This is a genomic window from Leisingera sp. ANG59, from assembly GCF_013317235.1.
Classification (GTDB): Bacteria; Pseudomonadota; Alphaproteobacteria; order Rhodobacterales; family Rhodobacteraceae; genus Leisingera.
Genome location: NZ_WLCM01000033.1, coordinates 1 through 17,170, shown reverse-complemented (window position 1 = coordinate 17,170; position 17,170 = coordinate 1). Strand labels below are relative to the sequence as shown.

The following is a 17,170-nucleotide window of genomic DNA, read 5'->3' as shown; positions in this document are numbered from 1 at the left end:
GTGGTTGTGAAGCATTTTGCTGTAACAGGGGCCGTCACCGCCAGCCCGGTGCGTGGCTCCCAGCAGTTGGAAAAGGATGAAGAGGACGGCATGAGCGAGCAAGGGTTCAAGCGGTTCCGCCGCCGCCGTGCCCCGGCGGAGACTGCGCCCGCGGCTTCCGAGGAGTCGCGGCTGAGCCCTTTGGAAGCGCCTGCCTCAGCTGTTTCTGCTCAGCTGCCTGCCACTTTGCCGGAACCTTGGGAGCGGATCCGGCAGGTTCCATTCCAGGATGCAGCGGAGCGAAAGGTGCGGCTGCCGCTGGTCAGTCAGTTCCGCACCGCACCTGCCGCCAAATCGTTTGATCTGCTTCGCACCCGGCTTTCGCATACTCTCAAGGCGCGCGGCTGGAAGCGGGTTGCGGTGACAGCTCCTGCAACGGGCTGCGGCAGCACCTTCTCCGCGGTCAATCTCGCGCTCAGCCTAGCGCGGGTTCCCGGCAGCCGCACCGTGCTGATGGATCTGAACTTCCGGCAGCCGGGGATCGCACAGGCCATGGGGATCCAGGCCGCTGCTGATATGGGCGCCTTGCTGTCAGGTGCAGTTCAAATGGAAGACCAGCTGCTGCGCCCCCTGCCGTCGCTGGCTGTCGGGTTGAACAGCGCTCAGGATCAGGATGCTGCCGAGATCCTGCACAGCCGGAGCTGCAGCGCGGCGGTGGACGATCTGATGCTGCGCAGCGGTGCGGAGACCGCGCTGTTCGACCTGCCGCCGGTGCTGGAGCATGACGACACTGCCGCTTTTCTGCCGCAGGTTGACGGGGTGCTGCTGATTTCCGACGGCACCAGCACCACCGCGGCTCAATTGGCTGCCTGCGAGAAGATGCTTGCTGGCCACACGGAGCTGCTGGGGGTGGTTCTGAACCGCGCGCGCAAGTCGGACAGCCCGCTGAACTGAGCACTGAAACGCCATAGTTTCGCCCGGTTGCCATGGTGTATAACCGGAGGCGGCGGTCTTGGGCGCGGCTTGAAAGAATTTGAACGGCCGGGGTGTCCGGCAGCATGAGAGCAGACAGATGGGGCCGATCTACACACTGGGCGATTTTCTCGACATGGTGCGGCGCAGGCTGTTCACCATTGCCTGCGTGTTTGTCTTCGGCTGTCTGCTATCGCTGTGGTTTGCCGCCAGCCAGCAGCATGAATATGAAACGGCAGAGGTGCTGCAGATCACCCAGCCGCAAATTGCCGGCGAGCTGGCCAAATCCACTGTCGAGGGCTCATCGGCACGGCGCATGCAGCTGATCGAACAGCGCCTGATGGCCCGCGGGACATTGCTGGAAATAATCGAGAAATTCGGCCTTTACGCTGATCAGAAGTCTCTGACCGATTTGCAGAAGGTGGTGCAGTTGCGGACAGCTGTGCAGATCACTGGTGTTGCCGCCGCCCGCGAGGGTTTTGCTGATGACGGCACCATATCGGTGCTGACTATCACCGCCCGGATGCCCACAGCGGAGCAGGCGCAGCAGGTCGCCAGTGAATTCGGCCGCCGCACGATCGAGCTCAGCATCGCTACCCGCATCGACCAGGCCCGCGAGACCCTAAGCTTCTTTGCGGAAAAAGAGGCTGCCCTGGCGGAACAGGTTGCTGCGCTGGAGGATGAAATCGCCGCCTACCGCAACGCAAATGACGTGACCCTGCCCGGAACTATCGAATTCCGCCGGGCTGAAATTGCGGCGATGAACGAGGGTCTTCTGGAAATCGCCCGCGAGCGAATCGAGATCCGCCGCGCCGCCGACCGGGCCCGGGCGACGGAACGTGCCGCAACTGCCCGCCGCCTGCAGGAAGAGGCCGAACAGCAGCTGGCGACGCTGGACGCGCAAGAGGCACTGCTGACCCAGCGCAAGGCCGGGCTCGAGGCTTCCTTGCAGACCACCCCGGAGGTCGAGCGTCAGCTTGGAGCATATGACCGCCGGCTGGAGCAATTGCAGGGCGAACTGGCACAGATGACCGCCCGCCGCAACGAGGCGGAGGTCGGTTTCCGGCTGGAGACCAGCCATCAGTCAGAGCGCCTGACGGTGATCGAACCCGCGCCGCTGCCGGATTACCCGGTGACCGGCGCCCGGAAAACCAAGGCACTGATGGGCGCAGCGGCCAGTGTCATTCTCGCCTTGCTCGCCGCCTTCCTTCAGGAACTGCGCCACCCGGTGCTGCGCACGGCCGCGCAGATGGAGCGGGAAACCGGACTGGTGCCCGTGGTTTCCATTCCCGTGATGGACACCTGCCCGCCGCGCCGCGGGCTGTTCCGGCGCAAGTCATAGGCATCATTGAATATCTGCCCGGCGGCCGGCTCGGAGGGCTCGGTGCTGCCGCTCGCGGCCGGCCTCCGCTTGCAGCGAATAAGCCGTTCCCGGTCCCTTGGGCCGTGGCTAAGGCGCTCTCAGCGCCGCCGCCATTTCAGTGACTGCAGCCCAATGCCAGGTCAGTGCAGCGCCGCCTGCTGCGCCGCTCAGCAGCGCAAAGACGGTGTCATGCAGCGGGTCCCAGACGTGATGCCTGCGCGCCAGCCGCACCAGTACGGGGTATGCCGCCAGCATTGCCAGTCCCAGCGCCGCGATACCGCCAGCCAGCCCGAACCAGGCTACGCCGCATAGGAAAAGAAGTGTTTGCAGGCAGGCGCGGGCGGCCGAAAACACAAAGAAACCGCGGCTGTCGCCCGCTGCCAGCGCCGCCTGGTCATAAGTCATGGTTATCACCGCAGGCGCCAACGCGAGGGCAATCAGCACAATCATCGGCCCGGCCTGCAGGTAGCGGTCATCATACAGAAACTGGACCAGCCACGGCCCGGCCCAGGCCATCAGCAGCAACAGGCAGAGGATTCCGCCCGTCAGCCCGTAGCGCAGCTGCCGCTGCCGCCGCAGGTTCTCGGGTGCGGCCTGCGCTGGCTTGCCGCGGTAGACCGGGATCATCAGACGCTGGTTCACCGCATGGCCCAGAAGCATCGGAAAGCTCGCCAGGAAATAGCCGATATTGTAGATCCCCAGCACCTCCAGCGGCACGAACTTGCCCAGGATCGCCCGGTCCCCCTGCGAGGTCAGGAACCAGAAGGCTGTGGAAAGGAAAATCCACTTGCCGAAATGGATCAGTTCCCGCGCCGCCGCCTTCTCCCAGCGGAAGCGGTTGGCGGCCCCCGGCAGGCCGTAGTGGCACAGGGCCAGCTTGGCCGCGGCCTGAATGACCCCGCCCAGCACCAGTGCGAGCACCGATTGCGTGGCCAGCGCCAAGAGAACCATCGCCGCCAGCCCGATGGCCTGGCCCGTCAGGTCCAGCGCCGTGACCCGTCCCGCCAGCAGGTGCCGGTGTGCGGTCTCGATCCTCGTCGGGTTGAAGCCGGCAATGGCCAGGCCCGCACCCGCGATAGGCAGGTAGATCAGCAGCTCCGCCGCGCCATAGAACGCGGCTGCAGGCCAGGCCAAGAGCGCCGTCAGCGCCCACAGGGCAAAGCCGCGGATCACCTGGATGGTCCAGGCAGTGTCCAGAAACGCCGGATCGTCGCCCCGCTTGTTCTGGGCAATCGATGGCCCGATGCCCACGTCCGAGAACAGCGACAGCCCCACCGTTACCACTGTGACCAGTGCCATCAGGCCGAAGGCTTCAGGGAACAGGATGCGGGTCAGGATCAGGTTGGAGGCCAGCCGCAAAGCCTGGCTGCCGCCATACCCGATCATCAGCCAGGAGGCCGAGCGCAGCACCCGCGCCATCATCCCCTGGCCGGCAAAAAACGAAGCAACCCGCTGCATTCCGGCGCAAATCCCCAAAACTCCTGCGGTGCAGGCTAGGCGGGCGGGGCAGGGGCGTCAATCTTGCGGCGGCAACGGCGGCTGCGAGGTGTGCAAGCGGCTGAAATGGGGCGACAATCCCAGCCCATGTGCTGCATTCTCCACGCCCCCGGGACAAGCGGCATGCAACGCTGGGCAAGCTGCCAAACCGCCGCTAACCTGCCGCGGATACATGCATATTCCGGGAAGCCGCTGCGTTGAAGATTGCTTATGTCCTGAACACCTATCCGCAGCCCTCACACAGCTTCATCCGCCGCGAGCTGCAGGCGTTGGAGCAGCAGGGCGTGGAGGTCCTGCGCCTGGCGATGCGCCCCTCCGGCGCGGCTCTGGCCGATCCCGGCGACCAGGCCGAGGCTGAGCGCACCGAGTACGTGCTTCATGCTGGCGCTGGCCGCCTGCTGGCCGCCTTGGCAAAAGAGGTGCTGGCAGCCCCGCGCCGTTTTGCGCAGGCACTGGCGCTGGCGGTGAAACTGGCGCGCGCCTCGGACAAGGGAATAATGCGGCACCTGATCTACCTCGGCGAAGCGGCCCATGTGAAACAGCGCTGCGCCGTGGCGGGCGTGCAGCATATTCACGCGCATTTTGGCACCAATTCTGCCGCGGTCGCGATGCTGGCATATGAACTGGGCGGCCAGGCCTACAGTTTCACCGTGCACGGACCGGAGGAATTCGACGCCCCCCATGCGCTGTCCTTGGGGGAGAAAATCAACCGCGCCGCCTTTACCGTTGGGGTCAGCAGTTTCGGAAAGAGCCAGCTGAGCCGCTGGGCGCCTTTTGAAAAATGGGACAGCCTGAAGGTAGTGCATTGCGGCATCGAGCCGGAACGCTTTGACGATCCTGCGCCGCTGCCCGAGGCACCGCTGCGGCTGGCTGCGATCGGACGGTTCGTCGAGCAGAAAGGCCAGATGGTGCTGGTCCGTGCCATGGCGCAGCTGGTGGAGAATATCCCGGATGTGCATCTGGCGCTGATCGGCGACGGGGAAATGCGCCCGGAGCTGGAAGCGGCGATTACCGGGCTAGGGCTGCAGCGGAACATCACCCTCACGGGCTGGCTGCCAGAGGACGGCGTGCGTCAGGAGCTGGGCCGCGCCCATGCGCTTGTAATGCCCTCCTTCGCCGAGGGGTTGCCGATGGTGGTGATGGAGGCAATGGCCGCCGCCCGCCCGGTTATCGCCACTTGTATCGCGGGCACACCGGAGCTGGTGCTGCCGGGGAAGACTGGCTGGCTGGTGCCTGCCGGCGATGAAACGGCGCTGGCTCAGGCAATCCTGGAGCTGTCGCAGACGTCTCAGGATAAGCTTTCCGCAATGGGGCAGACCGGGCTTGCCCGGGTGCTGGAGCGGCATGACAGCGCTAGGGAGGCTGCCCGCCTGGCAGCACATTTCCGCAAAGCCATCGGAAAATAACAGCGGCGCGCTCCCGCCCGTCGCCGGTGCATCTGCAGATGCACCGCTCCCGTTGGGCGTGGCCCGGCGCGGGGCGCCGGGCCACGCCCAAGGCCGCCAAGGATGGGCTGGCGCAGCCAGGGCAACCTGCGGGCGCGGGAGCGCTGCGAAAAGCGGCGGGCTGTCAGCGGCCGCGGGTCCAGCGGTTGCGGGAGGCAAACAGCGGCGTTTTCACCGCCAGCGCAACCGCAGCATAGGCCAGGAACCCGGCCGGATCGCTCAGCAGCAGGCGCAGAACCTTGCCGGGGCGGACGCGCGGGGTGTCCTCGTTCTGCATCAAAAGCGGGTACTTCTGCGCCACTTCCGCCACTCCGGCATTCTGCCGCCGCCGCACTTTCACCAGGTTGCGGAACCCCTCCACCATCGGCCAGCTATAGGATGCCGCCACCTGCATGCGTTCCTGCGGGGCAAAGTTCAGCCGGGCAAAGATGTCATCGGCAATGATGTTCGGCCAGTCCCCCCACCGCTGCCGCCCGGCGCGGTTCATCGTGAAGATCCCGAAGCCCGGCGCACCGCTGGAGAAGAACGGCAGCCGCATCCAGAACCGTGCATAGGCGCGGGTCACCGCGCTTTGGGCCGCGGCAACTTCGGGCCGGCCGCTGGCATAGCGCGGTGCGTCGAGATCCAAGGCCTCTGCGACCTGCGCGATCAGATCCGGCGCGATCAGCACATCGGCATCCAAATAGATCAGGATGTCCCCGCGCGCGGCGGCATCACCGGCGTTCAGCGCTGCGAGCTTGTCTCCCTCCGGCAATTCCAGCACCTGCAATTGCCAGCCCTCGGCCGTCACGGCAGCCCGGGCCAGCGCCGCGGTCCCGTCGGTGCAGCCGTTGGCCAGCACGAGCACTTCCGCTGCCATGCCTGTCGGCAGCGGGCCCGAAGCAAAAACCGCGCGCAGGCAGGCCCCGATATACTCCGCCTCGTTGTGGGCCGGGATCAGCACAGACACCTGCGGGGTCATTTTACCCTCTCCAGCGCGTCCCAGCGCGGGTTCTGGTCGCTCAGGGTGCGCAATGTGCCCCAGCTGCCCCATTTTCCGGGCGCGCCGACATCGGCATAGGCGGTGAACAGGCTGCCGCCAAGCGCCTGCCAGCCGGCCAGCAGGTCGCGGTACAGGCTGCCCATCTCACCCGTGTAGTTGAAATGTGTAAAGAAGCCGGTCAGCACTTCGTCTTCTACCGTAGGGCCAATACCAACCACATGGCTGCCGCCTTCATACATAATCAGATCCAGCCCGTGTTTTTGCGCAACCCCAGCGTGATAAGGCAGCACACGGCCAAGCAGATCCGCCAGTGTGTCTGCAGGATTGCCGGAGATCAGACCGTCGCGTAACTCAGCCCCGGCGCGGGCGCTGGCGGCGTCATATCGATGCCGCGTTGCAAACGCAGCCGCTGCTGAGCCGGCCAGCCCGCGTTCTGCAGCCTCCGCCAGTGCCCGCTCACGGCTGCCGTCGATCCAGGCGCGGACCTGCCCGGCCCGTTCCTCCAGCCCCAGAATACCGCCGAAATAGCCTGTCACCGCATAGGCGTCGAAGTAGGCGGCAGGCGCTTGGCGGTTTGCGCGTTCCGCCTTCCACAGGGGGGCCGTCAGCACCTGCTCCTCCAGTCCCAGCCAGCCGGTCTGGGAGGAGACCACCCGCACCAGCCGCTCGCTGTCTTCGCCGAACACTTCGGTCCAAATCTGCGACACCTCTGCCGCACGGCCGCCGTAGAACTGCATCCACAACCCGTCATCGCCCCAGCGTGCCTGTGCCTGCGCGTCGGCCCAAGCGGCTTGCTGGAACTGCCAGTTCCAGACTTCGTTCGAATATTCCACATAGGCGCGCAGGTCTTCGTCCAGCATCTGATGCACCAGACGCGCGAAATGCCGGACATAGGTGTCGTCGGCCATATGCGGCATGTTGAACCAGGGGTCGGCTCCCAGCCTGCCGGCCAGCGCCAGCATCACCTCCGCCGGAACCCCCTTCAGCGCCCAGGTGTAGTCAGAGAGCAGCGGCCGGTCCTCCCATCCCGTCTGGGCAGAGCCGTTGGTGGCCATCCAGTCCATAAACCGCAGCGCGGCAAAGCCGTCCAGCCGGTCCAGCCACAGCGGGTTGAAAAGGGCGCCGCCGTCATAGGCCGCCAGATGCGCTTCTTTTACGACGGTGATATTGCGCACGTATTGGCCGCCCCGGCTCATCCGCTGAATGCGGATCTCAACCGGGCCGGGACCGGGGGTGAAATCGAACCGCACCTCGCCCTTGCCATAACGGACGTCTTCTGCCCGCCCCAGAACCTCGACGATGCCCTCACCCTCGAAGCGCAGCACGTAGCGGCCTCTGAGCGAAACCGCCTCTTCCGGCAGGTCGGTCAGGATCACCGTGCCGATGGAGCTCAGCTCCGGCGGGATCGCCGTTGGCCAGCCGGCGGCGTCCAGATAACCCGCCTCCTGCAGTTCATCATGTTCCACGCCGCCCCATTGCCCGGGCAGATGGCCTATCCAGGGCCGTGCGGTCTTGAAATGATCCAGGAACGGCGCTTGGGTGCTCCAGTCGGCAATGCCAGCCAGATTGATGGCGATGGGCTGGCGGGCTGGCGGCACCGCCGCATTGAGCGCGGGCAGGGGGGGATCCTGCGGCAGCGCCCCGGGTTCCTCAGGCAGGTCAGCGCCGTGCACAGCCGCCGCTTGCACGGCGGGCCGGGCAATACCCTGCAACCGGGCGTCCGGCAGGTGCGGACCGCCCTGCCCGAACAGCGATTGGCCGATCATCACAGCCGAGGTGATCAGCGCCGCCAGCTTCATGCCGGCGCTCCCGCCGCGGCCAGGCCGGTTCGGGGCAAGGCGCGCACGGTCTTCCAGACGATCTGCTGTACCCTTGCCGCGGCTTCCGGGCTGAACGCCTCCGCCGGGGTGCCGTCTGCCCGGGCCAGCTGATGCGGCAGACCCGCGGGCGCGCGCTGATACAGCACGGCGTAATGGGTCAGGGCCACAACATAGGCGCCCAGATCATTGATGTGGATCGTGTCCAGACCGCCCTCTGGCGTGCGGGCAAACAGCGCTTCTCGGGAAGCCAGCCCCGGGATTTCCCCGGCTTCTGCCGCGCGCGCAACGGCTGCCAGTGCCTGCCCGCCAGGGATCAGATAGACCGGCCGCTGCGGATTGCAGCGGTTGTCGGCCCCCAGCAGCTGGCGTGTCCACAGCGCCTCCAGGTCCCGCTCAACCCGCTGCAGCCAGCCATCCGGGTCATCCAGCCTGTGCCAGGTTTCATAAAGATACAGGCGCGTCTCCGGCGAGGACTGCCGCACCAGATCCGCCCACTTCCCCAGATACCTGGCCGCATCGAAATACTTCAGCGCATCGCGCAGCTCGACCATCTCGGTCAGCACCACCGCGCTGTATTCACCCGAACCGATTGCCTCTCTCGCATCCCGGTAAGCGGGGGGCTGGTTGGCAGTCTCAAAATCGAGGATGTCTTCATCAGGCTCCCAATGCGCTCTGAGCGAGGTGCCCGATCCAAGCTGGCTGTTGTAGCTGTGCCCTTCGGGCGCCAATTGCGTCAGCATATGCGGCATGTCCGGCCCAACCAGCGAATGGCCGAGATGAAACACCTTCAACGGCTCTACAAGCGGGGCCAGCGGCGGCGGCACGGGCACGCTGCGGCTGCGGGTCGCAAACACCATCAGACCCAACGTCGCGGCCGCCGCTCCGGCTGCCAGAACCCCCCGGCGCCCCATCATCCGCGCCCCCGGATTTCCGCCGTGGTTATAATAAGCCCGGCGCCGATGGCAAAGCGCCCGCCGACCGCCTCGCCGCGCGAAAACGGCGGCCGGTCGGCAGTGAAAAATGCCTGATAGGCCCTCTCGGCCAGATCAAACTCCAGCTCCATCCCGTCAAATCCGTAAAACGCCCGGCTCAGGGTATACTGGGCCTTATAGGCCGCCTCCTTGGCGGAAAAGATCACCTTGGCCATCTGCCCCGGGTTGTCCTGCCGTTTCAGCCAGGCCTGTTCCCTGTCCGAGCAGATCGCGGGAAGCAGCTCGTCTTTCAGGGGCTCATCTTCCTCCACGTCGATCCCCAACGCCTGCACTGCACCCTTACGGGCCAGCACCGCCATGGCGCAGCTTTTGGTGTGGGTGATCGAACCGACCACCCGGGCAGGCCAGACCGGAGCCCGGTCGCTGCCAACCTGCACCGGAACAGGAGGCATGCCGAGCTGCCGCATCGCCTGGTGCACGGCGTCGCGGCCGGCAGCAAACTCGTTGCGCCGCTTCGCGACCGCATTCGGCGACAGCCCCGCAGCTTCCTCTGCCAACGGTGCCGGCGGCGCGGCCAGAGGGTCCGCCCCGGCCAGCGCCACATCGGCGGCAAAAAGCGGCCGGACCAGGGCCAGCCGCTCCGCCAGTCTGCTGTTTCTTTCCGTCATCCGGTCCTTGCCCTGCGGTTTGCCCGCATCGCCCGCCGTTTCGACATCATGTCGCTGCGGTCCGGGGCTGCGGTTGCTTCAGGCTGTTGTTCCGTATTTGCAGGGGTGCCTGCAAGCCCTTCGATGTGGGCGGCCAGCCCGGCCAGGGTGGGAAAGCGGAAGATGTCGGTGATCGACAGGGCGGTGGTGCCCAGTTCCTCGCGCAGTTCCCGGTGCGCCTGCACCGCCAACAGCGAATGGCCGCCAAGGGCAAAGAAATTGTCCTGCGCGCCGATGCCGCTGACCCCCAGAATGCGGCTCCAGACCGTGGCAATCCGGGCCTGCGCACCCGCGTCCAGCGCCACCGCCGGGGTGGGTTCAGCCCGTACCGGCTGCGGGTCCGGCAGTGCTTGTCGGTCGATTTTCTTGTTCGGAGTCAGTGGGAAAGCGTCCAGGGTGACGACATGCGCCGGCACCATGACCTCAGCCAGCCGGGCCGCCAGCGCCTGTTTCAGGGCTTCTCCGGACACCGGCGCGGAGGCGGTGATGTAGGCAATCAGCTGCTCTGCGCCAGCTTCACCGCGCGGCGCCACCACGGCGCCGGTCACGCCCGGCTGCGTGGTCAGCGCGGCCTCGATCTCACCCAGCTCAATCCGCTGGCCGCGGATCTTCACCTGATGATCGGTTCGGCCCAGGAAGGCGAGGCTGCCCGCTTCGGTCCAGCGCACCAGATCGCCGGTGCGGTAGAGGGATGTTGCAGCGAACGGTGTCTCTATGAAGCGTTCAGAGGTCAGCTCCGGCCGCTGCCAGTAACCGGCAGTGACGCCCGTGCCGCCGATATACAATTCACCGGGAACTCCGGCCGGGACAGGCGAATGTTTCTCGTCCAGTACGTAAACATGCGTATTGGCAACCGGCGTGCCGATTCCGGCTGTCCCCGCAGGCACGGCGCTGATTTTCTCAATCGTCGACCAGATCGTCGTCTCGGTCGGCCCGTACATGTTGTGGATCTCCGCCCGTGTGGTCTCGCGCAGCGCCTGCACCAGATCACCGGGCAGCGCCTCGCCGCCCACCAGCAGATGCTGCAGCTGGCCCAGGCAGGCGCTGGCGTCTGCATCCGCCGCAATTATCCGCGCCATCGATGGGGTGCATTGCATGTGGCTGACGCCGTGGCGCAAGATCTGTGCCGCCAGCGAGAAGTCATCCGCCGCCAGCTCCTGCGGCGCGTTCGACAGCCGCAGCACCTGTGCCAGCGGCTTCAGCCCTTCCAGCACCACCTCCGGCGCGATGCCGTAATCGATCAGGCAGGCGATTTCATCCACGCCGATCCGCTTCAGCTGCTCCACCCGCTGGCAGGCGTCCTGGATGGTGCCGAACAGGCCGGAATCCTCGAAATAGCGCTCGAAGGCAAAGTCGAGAATTGCTTCCAGCTCCTCCTCCGACAGCATCTCCAGATCCATTTCAAACGGGTTCTTCACGCCTTCGGGCTTTTTGAAGGCGGGGAAGGCCCAGGCGTATTGCTTGATCAGCCCGGCAGCGGAGCGCAAGTAGTCCTTCATCGGCTCCCGCGCGATGCGGCGGGCCTCCTCGCGGGTGCCGGCCAGATAGCTGTGCAGCATCAGCGTGACCTTAAAGTCCGCCGGATCATGGCCGGCCTCGCGCAGGGCGTCATGGTAGATGCGGATTTTGCCCGCGACCTCATCAATGCTCTGGCCCAGCAGGTGGGTCAGCACGTTTGCCCCGATCGATCCGGCCTCGCGCCAGGTCTCCGGATTGCCCGCGGTGGTGACCCAGACCGGCAGCTCCTTGGATACCGGGCGGGGCTGGGTAAGGACGTGATGCTCACCGCCGTCCTTGCGGGGAAAGGCCGCTTCCTCGCCGCGCCACAGCCTGCGCACGGTCTCGATGGTTTCAAACAGCGCGGGTTTGTTGGCGGGCGGCGTGTTCTCGGGCCGCAGGATGAAGTCATCTGGCTGCCAGCCAGAGGCAAATCCGATCCCGGCGCGCCCCGCGGTCAGGTTGTCGATCACTGCCCATTCCTCCGCGATCCGCGCCGGGTGGTGCAAGGGCGCCACGCAGGAGCCGGAGCGCACGCCGATGTTCTGCGTCACTGCCGCAACCGCGGCTCCGGTGACGGACGGGTTCGGATAGGGGCCGCCAAAGGCATGGAAGTGCCGCTCCGGCGTCCAGACGGCGTTGAACCCGTGCTGGTCGGCGAACTTGGCGCCCTCCAGCAGCAGGCGGTATTTCTGCGGCCCTGGCCCGTCGTCGTTGCCCCAGTAGAACAGGTTGAAGTCTATCTTGCGGGTGCTGCGCGCCACCGGTCCCTTGGACAGCTCAAGCCTGCTTTCATCGCTCGACAGCACCAGTTTGAACCCGCGCGAGAGGGTCCAGAACAGCTCCAGCACCGAGATGTCAAAGCTGAGGCTGGTCACTGCCAGCCATGTATCGCCGGGCTGGTGCGGGATGCGCTGATCCATGCCGGCAAAGAAGTTCGACACATTGGCGTGGGTGACCATTACCCCCTTGGGCAGCCCGGTTGAGCCGGAGGTGTAGATCAGATAGGCCAGATCGCTGCCGGTGGCACCGCCGTCAATGCTTCCAGCCTCTGTTGCCGCAGGAACTGTTTCGATCGCCAGCACCTGCGCATCCGACGCAGGCAGGCTGGCGGCGAGCTCCCTTTGCGTGATGATCACCTGCGCTTGGGAATCGATGATGTAATGCGCGATCCGGTCAGCGGGATAGGCGGGATCCAGCGGCACATAGGCACCGCCGGCTTTCATGACCCCAAGCGCTGCAATCACCAGTTCCGGGGCGCGGCGGATGTGGATCCCGACATGCACACCCGGTTTCACGCCCATTTCACGCAGCCGCGCGGCGACCGCATTGGCGCGGGCGTTTACCTCGGCGTAAGTGAAACTCCGGTCCTCGAACACCAGCGCCGTGGCGCCCGGGGCCTTTGCGGCCTGGGCCTCAATTGCCGCGTGGATGGTGAGGTCCGCGCGGAATTCCGTTGCGGTCCGGTTCCAGTCCTCCATCAGCATTTTGCGTTCCGCCTCGGGCAGGGCGGGTAGCTCCGCAACGGTTCGGCTGCTGTCTTCTGCGATGGTGTTCAGAACTAGTTCCAGCCGCGCGGCCAGCAGATCCGCGGCTTTGGCCGAAAGGGCGGCCGCGTCGAAATGCATCGCTAGGACACCACCATTCAGAGAAACCGTTGCAACGCAGCCCTCAATCGCCGCATCTTCCCCCAGCATCAGGCCGATGCCCGGCTGCGCCTTCGCTGCAATCTCCGGTGCGCGGGCCACCAGATCCTCGGCAAAGCCGCCGGATTTCCGGGCCATTGCAATGTCTTGCGCGGTGCGCTCCACCAGGGACGCAACACTATCTTGCCGCTGGGCCTGCAGTGGTACCCAGGAGGAGATCAGGCCGGGCAGGCCCTCCACGCCTTCGACGGAAAGCGCAACATCGCCGGTTTCCGCGCCGCTGCTGAGCAGAGCGAAGGCAAGGGTGCCGGCAGCAGCCTGTTCTTCGCTGAGACCGCCAGGCAGGGTGATGTCCCGGCGGTTGTATTCACTGCTGCAGGTGCCTGAAACCAGTGGCACCTGCACCGGCTGCATCGCGGCAAGCCGCCGGCGCCAGTGGTCTTCGCCCCCTTGGACCGCAGCAAGACGGGCGGTGAGTGCCCCGGTCTCTGCTGCGGTCAGGGAGGGAAACGTGTCGCCGGGTCCGGCCAGTTTGGAGATGTCCAGCGGCTGTCCGGCGGGAGTGGTCAGACGGGAGAGCGTGAGGGCGCCGTCACCTGCGGCGACGGTCAGGCTGTCCTTTGCACTCTCCAGTACGGTGCCGGGGGCGCTGCTGCCCTCGGCAACCTCTGCGGCGCCGACCAGCAGGACGGTCCCGCCGATCCGCAGCTTGGCGGCGCACATCGGGTTCCAGTAGCCGCCGGTGTCCAGCGCCCGCACCAGCCGGGCCAGCTCGGCTGCCGGGCGGGAGAAATCCAGCATCCCGCCGACTGCAGGCCTGTCTGACTTTTTGAACAAGCGGCGCTGGCTCAAGTTCTGCGGCCGCCGGTTCAGTTCACCGGTTTCCAGCTGCGAGACGATCTCGCCGAAACTGTCCATTGCGGCGGCATAGCATTTTGAGTTGAGGCTGAAGGCGGTTTCATCCGGCGCCACATCAAACAGCCGCTGGGCCAGGATATCGCCTTCATCCACGCCGCCCTCAATCAGGTGCCAGGTGATACCGTGCTGCGCCTCGCCATTGATCAGCGCCCAGTTCGGGGTGTTGAGGCCCGCGTAGCGGGGCAGCGGGCCGTCGTGAAAATTGACGGCGCCCTTTGCCGCCTGCGCCAGCACCGCATCGGGAATAACCGTGAGGTTGGCAATGGACAGCAGCCAGTCAAAACCGCCGCTGAGCTCAGCGGGTGTGTTCAGAACGACCAGCCCCTTGTCTGCGGCCCAGGCGCGGATGTCTGCGTCCCGGGACACCACCGCCCGGATCTGGTGGCCGCGGGCCAGCAGCGCATCGGCACAACCGATCAGAAGGGATTCATTGCCGATCAGGGCACAGGTGAAGGCGGTCATTTCTGCTCCTTTGCGAACGGAGAAGGGAGGCGCGTTTCCGAAGGCGGCAAGCGGCGCGGCGCCAACACAGCGCGCAGGCTGTGCAGGCAGAGATCGCGCAGGAAATGCGGCGGATCAGCCTGCGGCTTGTTCTGGATCAGACGGCGCACGCCATAGATCAGGCCGCCGCTGATGCGGGCCAATGTGGCCGCGGCGGCATAGGCGCGGCCGTGGTTCTTGACGAAGTAGTGCAGGCGCGAGTCGAACCAGTACTGCGGCGTGCGCTGCCAGCCTTTCTTGCCGGTGGAGGCAGAGCCGATATGCGCCACCTCGCTGGCGGGCACATAGTGGGTGCGCCAGCCCGCGCGGGCGGCGCGGCGGCAGAGGTCGGTTTCCTCGAAATAGAGGAAGAAAGTCTCGTCAAAACCGCCAGCGGCTTCAATCGCCTCGCGGCGGATCATCAGGCTGGCGCCGGCGGTCCAGTCGACCTGTACCTCGGCCTGCGGCATCTCCATGGCGACGACCCAGGGCTTCAGCAGCCGGGTGAAGATGCCGGTGCGGGCGCTGGCCTCAAACTCGCCGGCGATGGAGGGGAAGCGGAAGGCGGTGCGGTGCGGTTCCCCGTCTGTGCCGCGCACGAAAGAGCCCGCAAGTCCTGCACCCGGGCGCTCCAGCAGAAAGTCGCGCAGGGTGCGGATGGTGTCGCCCTGCACAAAGGCGTCGGAGTTCAGGAGATAGTAGAATTCAGGCGCGCTGCCGTCCGCGAGGCCGGTGCTGAGGCCGATATTCATGCCCGCGCCAAAGCCGCCGTTCACCGGCGAGGCGATCACCCGCACCCGGTTGCTGTCCAGCCAGCCGCGGGCCTGAGCTGCGGCATGAATCTTATCAAAGGATCCGTCGCCTGAGCCATTGTCGATGATCAGCAGTTCGCCCGGCAGGCCTTGCAGCTCGCGCAGCGCCGCCTCGGCGGATTGCAGGGTCATCTCCGGGGTGCGGAAATTCAACAGGATGACGAGGATGCGCTGCTGATCCATGCCGGTCACTCCGCTGCCCGGATGGAGCGGGGCGGGCTGGAGGCCGCCGCCCGGTCTGTTGCGTCCAGCCGGGCCTTGACGCCTGCGGCCAGCACGCTGACGTTCGGCACCAGCACCATGCTGTCATGGTCGCCCGGAACCTCGGCCACCTCGACTGCGGGCGCCCAGCGGGTCCAGTCGTTGTCGGGGAACACATACTCGCGTTCACTGCTGACCCAATTGCCGCCTGCGACCTGCCATTTGCGGTCCAGCGGCGGGCGGAACAGGGTCAGCGGGCCGGGCCACGGTTTCAGGTCATAGGCTGCGACGGCGGCGCGGAATGCCAGTTCGATCTTGCGGTTGTTGAATTCCGGCCGGACGCCGCTTTCTGCCGGTTTGGCACGGCGTTTCTCGAACTCCCACGCGATGCGGTTTCTGGCCCATTCACCAAGGTAGCCCAGGCCCTTGCTGCGCAGCTCTGCCAGCTTGATCAGCGCCTTGTCCTGACGCGACAGGGCCGGGCGCACCGGCAGCGGCGTGTCGAGAAGGATCAGCGCGGCGGTGTCCTGGCCCTGGTCTTTCAGCTGCTGCGCCATCTCATAGGCGGTGATGCCGCCGCCGGAGAAACCACCCAGCAGATAGGGACCTTCGGGCTGGATCCGGCGGATCTCGCCCAGGCAGCTGCGGGCGGCGTCGCTTATGCGGTCGTGCGGTGCATCGCCACCGACCAGCCCCTTGGCCTGCAGCCCGTAGACCGGGCGGTCCTTGCCCACCAGGAGTGCCAGATGCCGTAGGTTCAGAACATTTCCAAACATGCCCGCGACCAGGAAGAAGGGGCGCCGCCCGGTTCCGTCGCCCGGGTGCAGCTGCACCAGATGGGTGAACTGCGGTTTCTCTTCTGCAGTTTGGGGGCTGCCGCCCGGTTCCTCGGCAACTCCGCCGCCGGTGCGTTCGATGATCCGCTCCGCCAGGGCGGCGACGCTGGGCGCCTCGAACAGCACCGACAGCGGAAATTCCACATCAAAGGCGCGTTTCACCTGGGCAAACAGCCGCACTGCAATCAGGGAATGGCCGCCAAGGTCAAAGAAACTGTCTTCGATCCCGACCTGGCTGATCCCCAGGAGTGAGGCAAACAGCGCGGCCAGTTGCTCCTCCACCGGGTTGCGCGGCGCGATATAGTCGGTGTCGAACTGGGGGCGGTCGAAAGTCTGTGCCTCTGCCTCGGCCGGCGTGCTTTGGTCCGCCTGGGCAATCAGGGCTGGCAGGTCGAGCGAGGAGACCACCACCTGCGGCAGCCCGGAGGCCACGGCGCGGGCCAGGGCCGCGCCGCCTTCCTCCGCCTTGATGCCGTTTGAGATGTTCAGCTGCAGGCGGCGTTCCTCGGGGGACAGCGGCTGCGGGCTGCTGGCGGGCTCCAGCCCCAGCTGGGCGGCTGTCGCATCCGCCTTGCCCTGTTCTGCTGCCGCGTCGAAATCGCCCGCCAGACGCTGCATCCGGAAACCTTCGATTTCCACCAGCACGGTGCCGTCCGGGCCGGTCAGGGTCACGTCAAAGGCTGCCGACCCGCTGGAATCGCCGCCGGAGAGGCGCATGTGGCTGAAGACTTGCCGTGTCAGCGGCGCAAAGACCCGAATGGTCCCGTAGGACACCGGCACCCACAGCGCGGTGCCCTCGTAACCCGGGATAAGCTGCATCGCCCAGCCGGTGGCCAGGTCCAGCAGGCCCGGGTGCAGCAGGCAGCCGTCCGCAGCGGCAGCGGCTGGCAGGGACAGGGCAGCAATACCCTCGCCATCCCCCAGCGCTGCGCGGTCCAGCACATGCCAGCGCGGGCCGAAGTTCAGATGCGCCTCCTGCGGGGAACGCAGGCGCCCGCGCACAGGCGCCTGCTCCTCCGGGCATCGGGTGAAAATCGTCTGGAGGGGGAGGGGGGCGGGGCATTCTGCCGCCGCCGTTAAGGG

10 protein-coding genes and 1 pseudogene are annotated in these 17,170 nt (G+C 66.2%); 3 read left to right on the top strand and 8 right to left on the bottom strand.

Annotated features, from left to right (window positions below):
* Positions 1-6 precede the first annotated feature (6 nt).
* Positions 7-933: a CpsD/CapB family tyrosine-protein kinase gene (locus tag GKC28_RS20395; RefSeq protein WP_174148839.1), complete on the top strand. Its 927-nt coding sequence runs from the start codon at positions 7-9 to the stop codon at positions 931-933.
* A 118-nt stretch (positions 934-1,051) separates the two neighbouring features.
* On the top strand, positions 1,052-2,293 hold the full coding sequence (locus tag GKC28_RS20390) for a DUF874 domain-containing protein (RefSeq protein WP_174148838.1): 1,242 nt from the start codon (positions 1,052-1,054) through the stop codon (positions 2,291-2,293).
* A gap of 108 nt (positions 2,294-2,401) precedes the next feature.
* On the opposite strand, the gene GKC28_RS20385 is transcribed toward GKC28_RS20390, so the two are convergent.
* Positions 2,402-3,772 carry an oligosaccharide flippase family protein gene (locus GKC28_RS20385; RefSeq protein WP_174148837.1) on the bottom strand — a complete coding sequence of 457 codons (1,371 nt, stop codon included), beginning with the start codon at positions 3,770-3,772 and terminating at the stop codon, positions 2,402-2,404.
* 236 nt (positions 3,773-4,008) lie between these two features.
* Between GKC28_RS20385 and GKC28_RS20380 the strand changes: the two genes are divergently transcribed.
* The gene (locus tag GKC28_RS20380; protein ID WP_174148836.1) at positions 4,009-5,217 is read left to right on the top strand and encodes a glycosyltransferase; all 1,209 of its coding nucleotides are present in this window, start codon (positions 4,009-4,011) and stop codon (positions 5,215-5,217) included.
* A gap of 163 nt (positions 5,218-5,380) precedes the next feature.
* Here the strand turns inward: GKC28_RS20380 and GKC28_RS20375 are convergent, their stop codons facing one another.
* The 7 genes and pseudogenes from GKC28_RS20375 to GKC28_RS20345 all read right to left on the bottom strand — a co-directional run.
* Positions 5,381-6,217, bottom strand: a complete 837-nt coding sequence (locus GKC28_RS20375) for a glycosyltransferase family A protein (protein ID WP_174148835.1) — start codon at positions 6,215-6,217, stop codon at positions 5,381-5,383.
* Positions 6,214-7,824, bottom strand: a pseudogene (locus tag GKC28_RS20370) (hypothetical protein); the annotation flags it as partial. The gene GKC28_RS20375 and the pseudogene GKC28_RS20370, both read right to left, overlap by 4 nt.
* A gap of 209 nt (positions 7,825-8,033) precedes the next feature.
* Positions 8,034-8,969 (bottom strand): hypothetical protein, encoded by a 936-nt coding sequence (locus tag GKC28_RS20365; protein ID WP_174148865.1) that lies wholly within the window; start codon positions 8,967-8,969, stop codon positions 8,034-8,036.
* Positions 8,969-9,658, bottom strand: a complete 690-nt coding sequence (locus GKC28_RS20360; protein ID WP_174148834.1) for a 4'-phosphopantetheinyl transferase — start codon at positions 9,656-9,658, stop codon at positions 8,969-8,971. The genes GKC28_RS20365 and GKC28_RS20360 overlap by 1 nt, the downstream gene beginning before the upstream one ends.
* Complete coding sequence (locus GKC28_RS20355) at positions 9,655-14,220, bottom strand: MupA/Atu3671 family FMN-dependent luciferase-like monooxygenase (protein WP_174148833.1); 4,566 nt, start codon at positions 14,218-14,220, stop codon at positions 9,655-9,657. Before GKC28_RS20355 ends, GKC28_RS20360 begins: the two co-directional genes overlap by 4 nt.
* Positions 14,217-15,233: a glycosyltransferase family 2 protein gene (locus GKC28_RS20350; protein WP_174148832.1), complete on the bottom strand. Its 1,017-nt coding sequence runs from the start codon at positions 15,231-15,233 to the stop codon at positions 14,217-14,219. The genes GKC28_RS20355 and GKC28_RS20350 overlap by 4 nt, the downstream gene beginning before the upstream one ends.
* Before the next feature lie 5 nt (positions 15,234-15,238).
* On the bottom strand, positions 15,239-17,170 hold a 1,932-nt coding region (locus GKC28_RS20345; RefSeq protein ID WP_174148831.1), incomplete at its 5' end, for a polyketide synthase dehydratase domain-containing protein.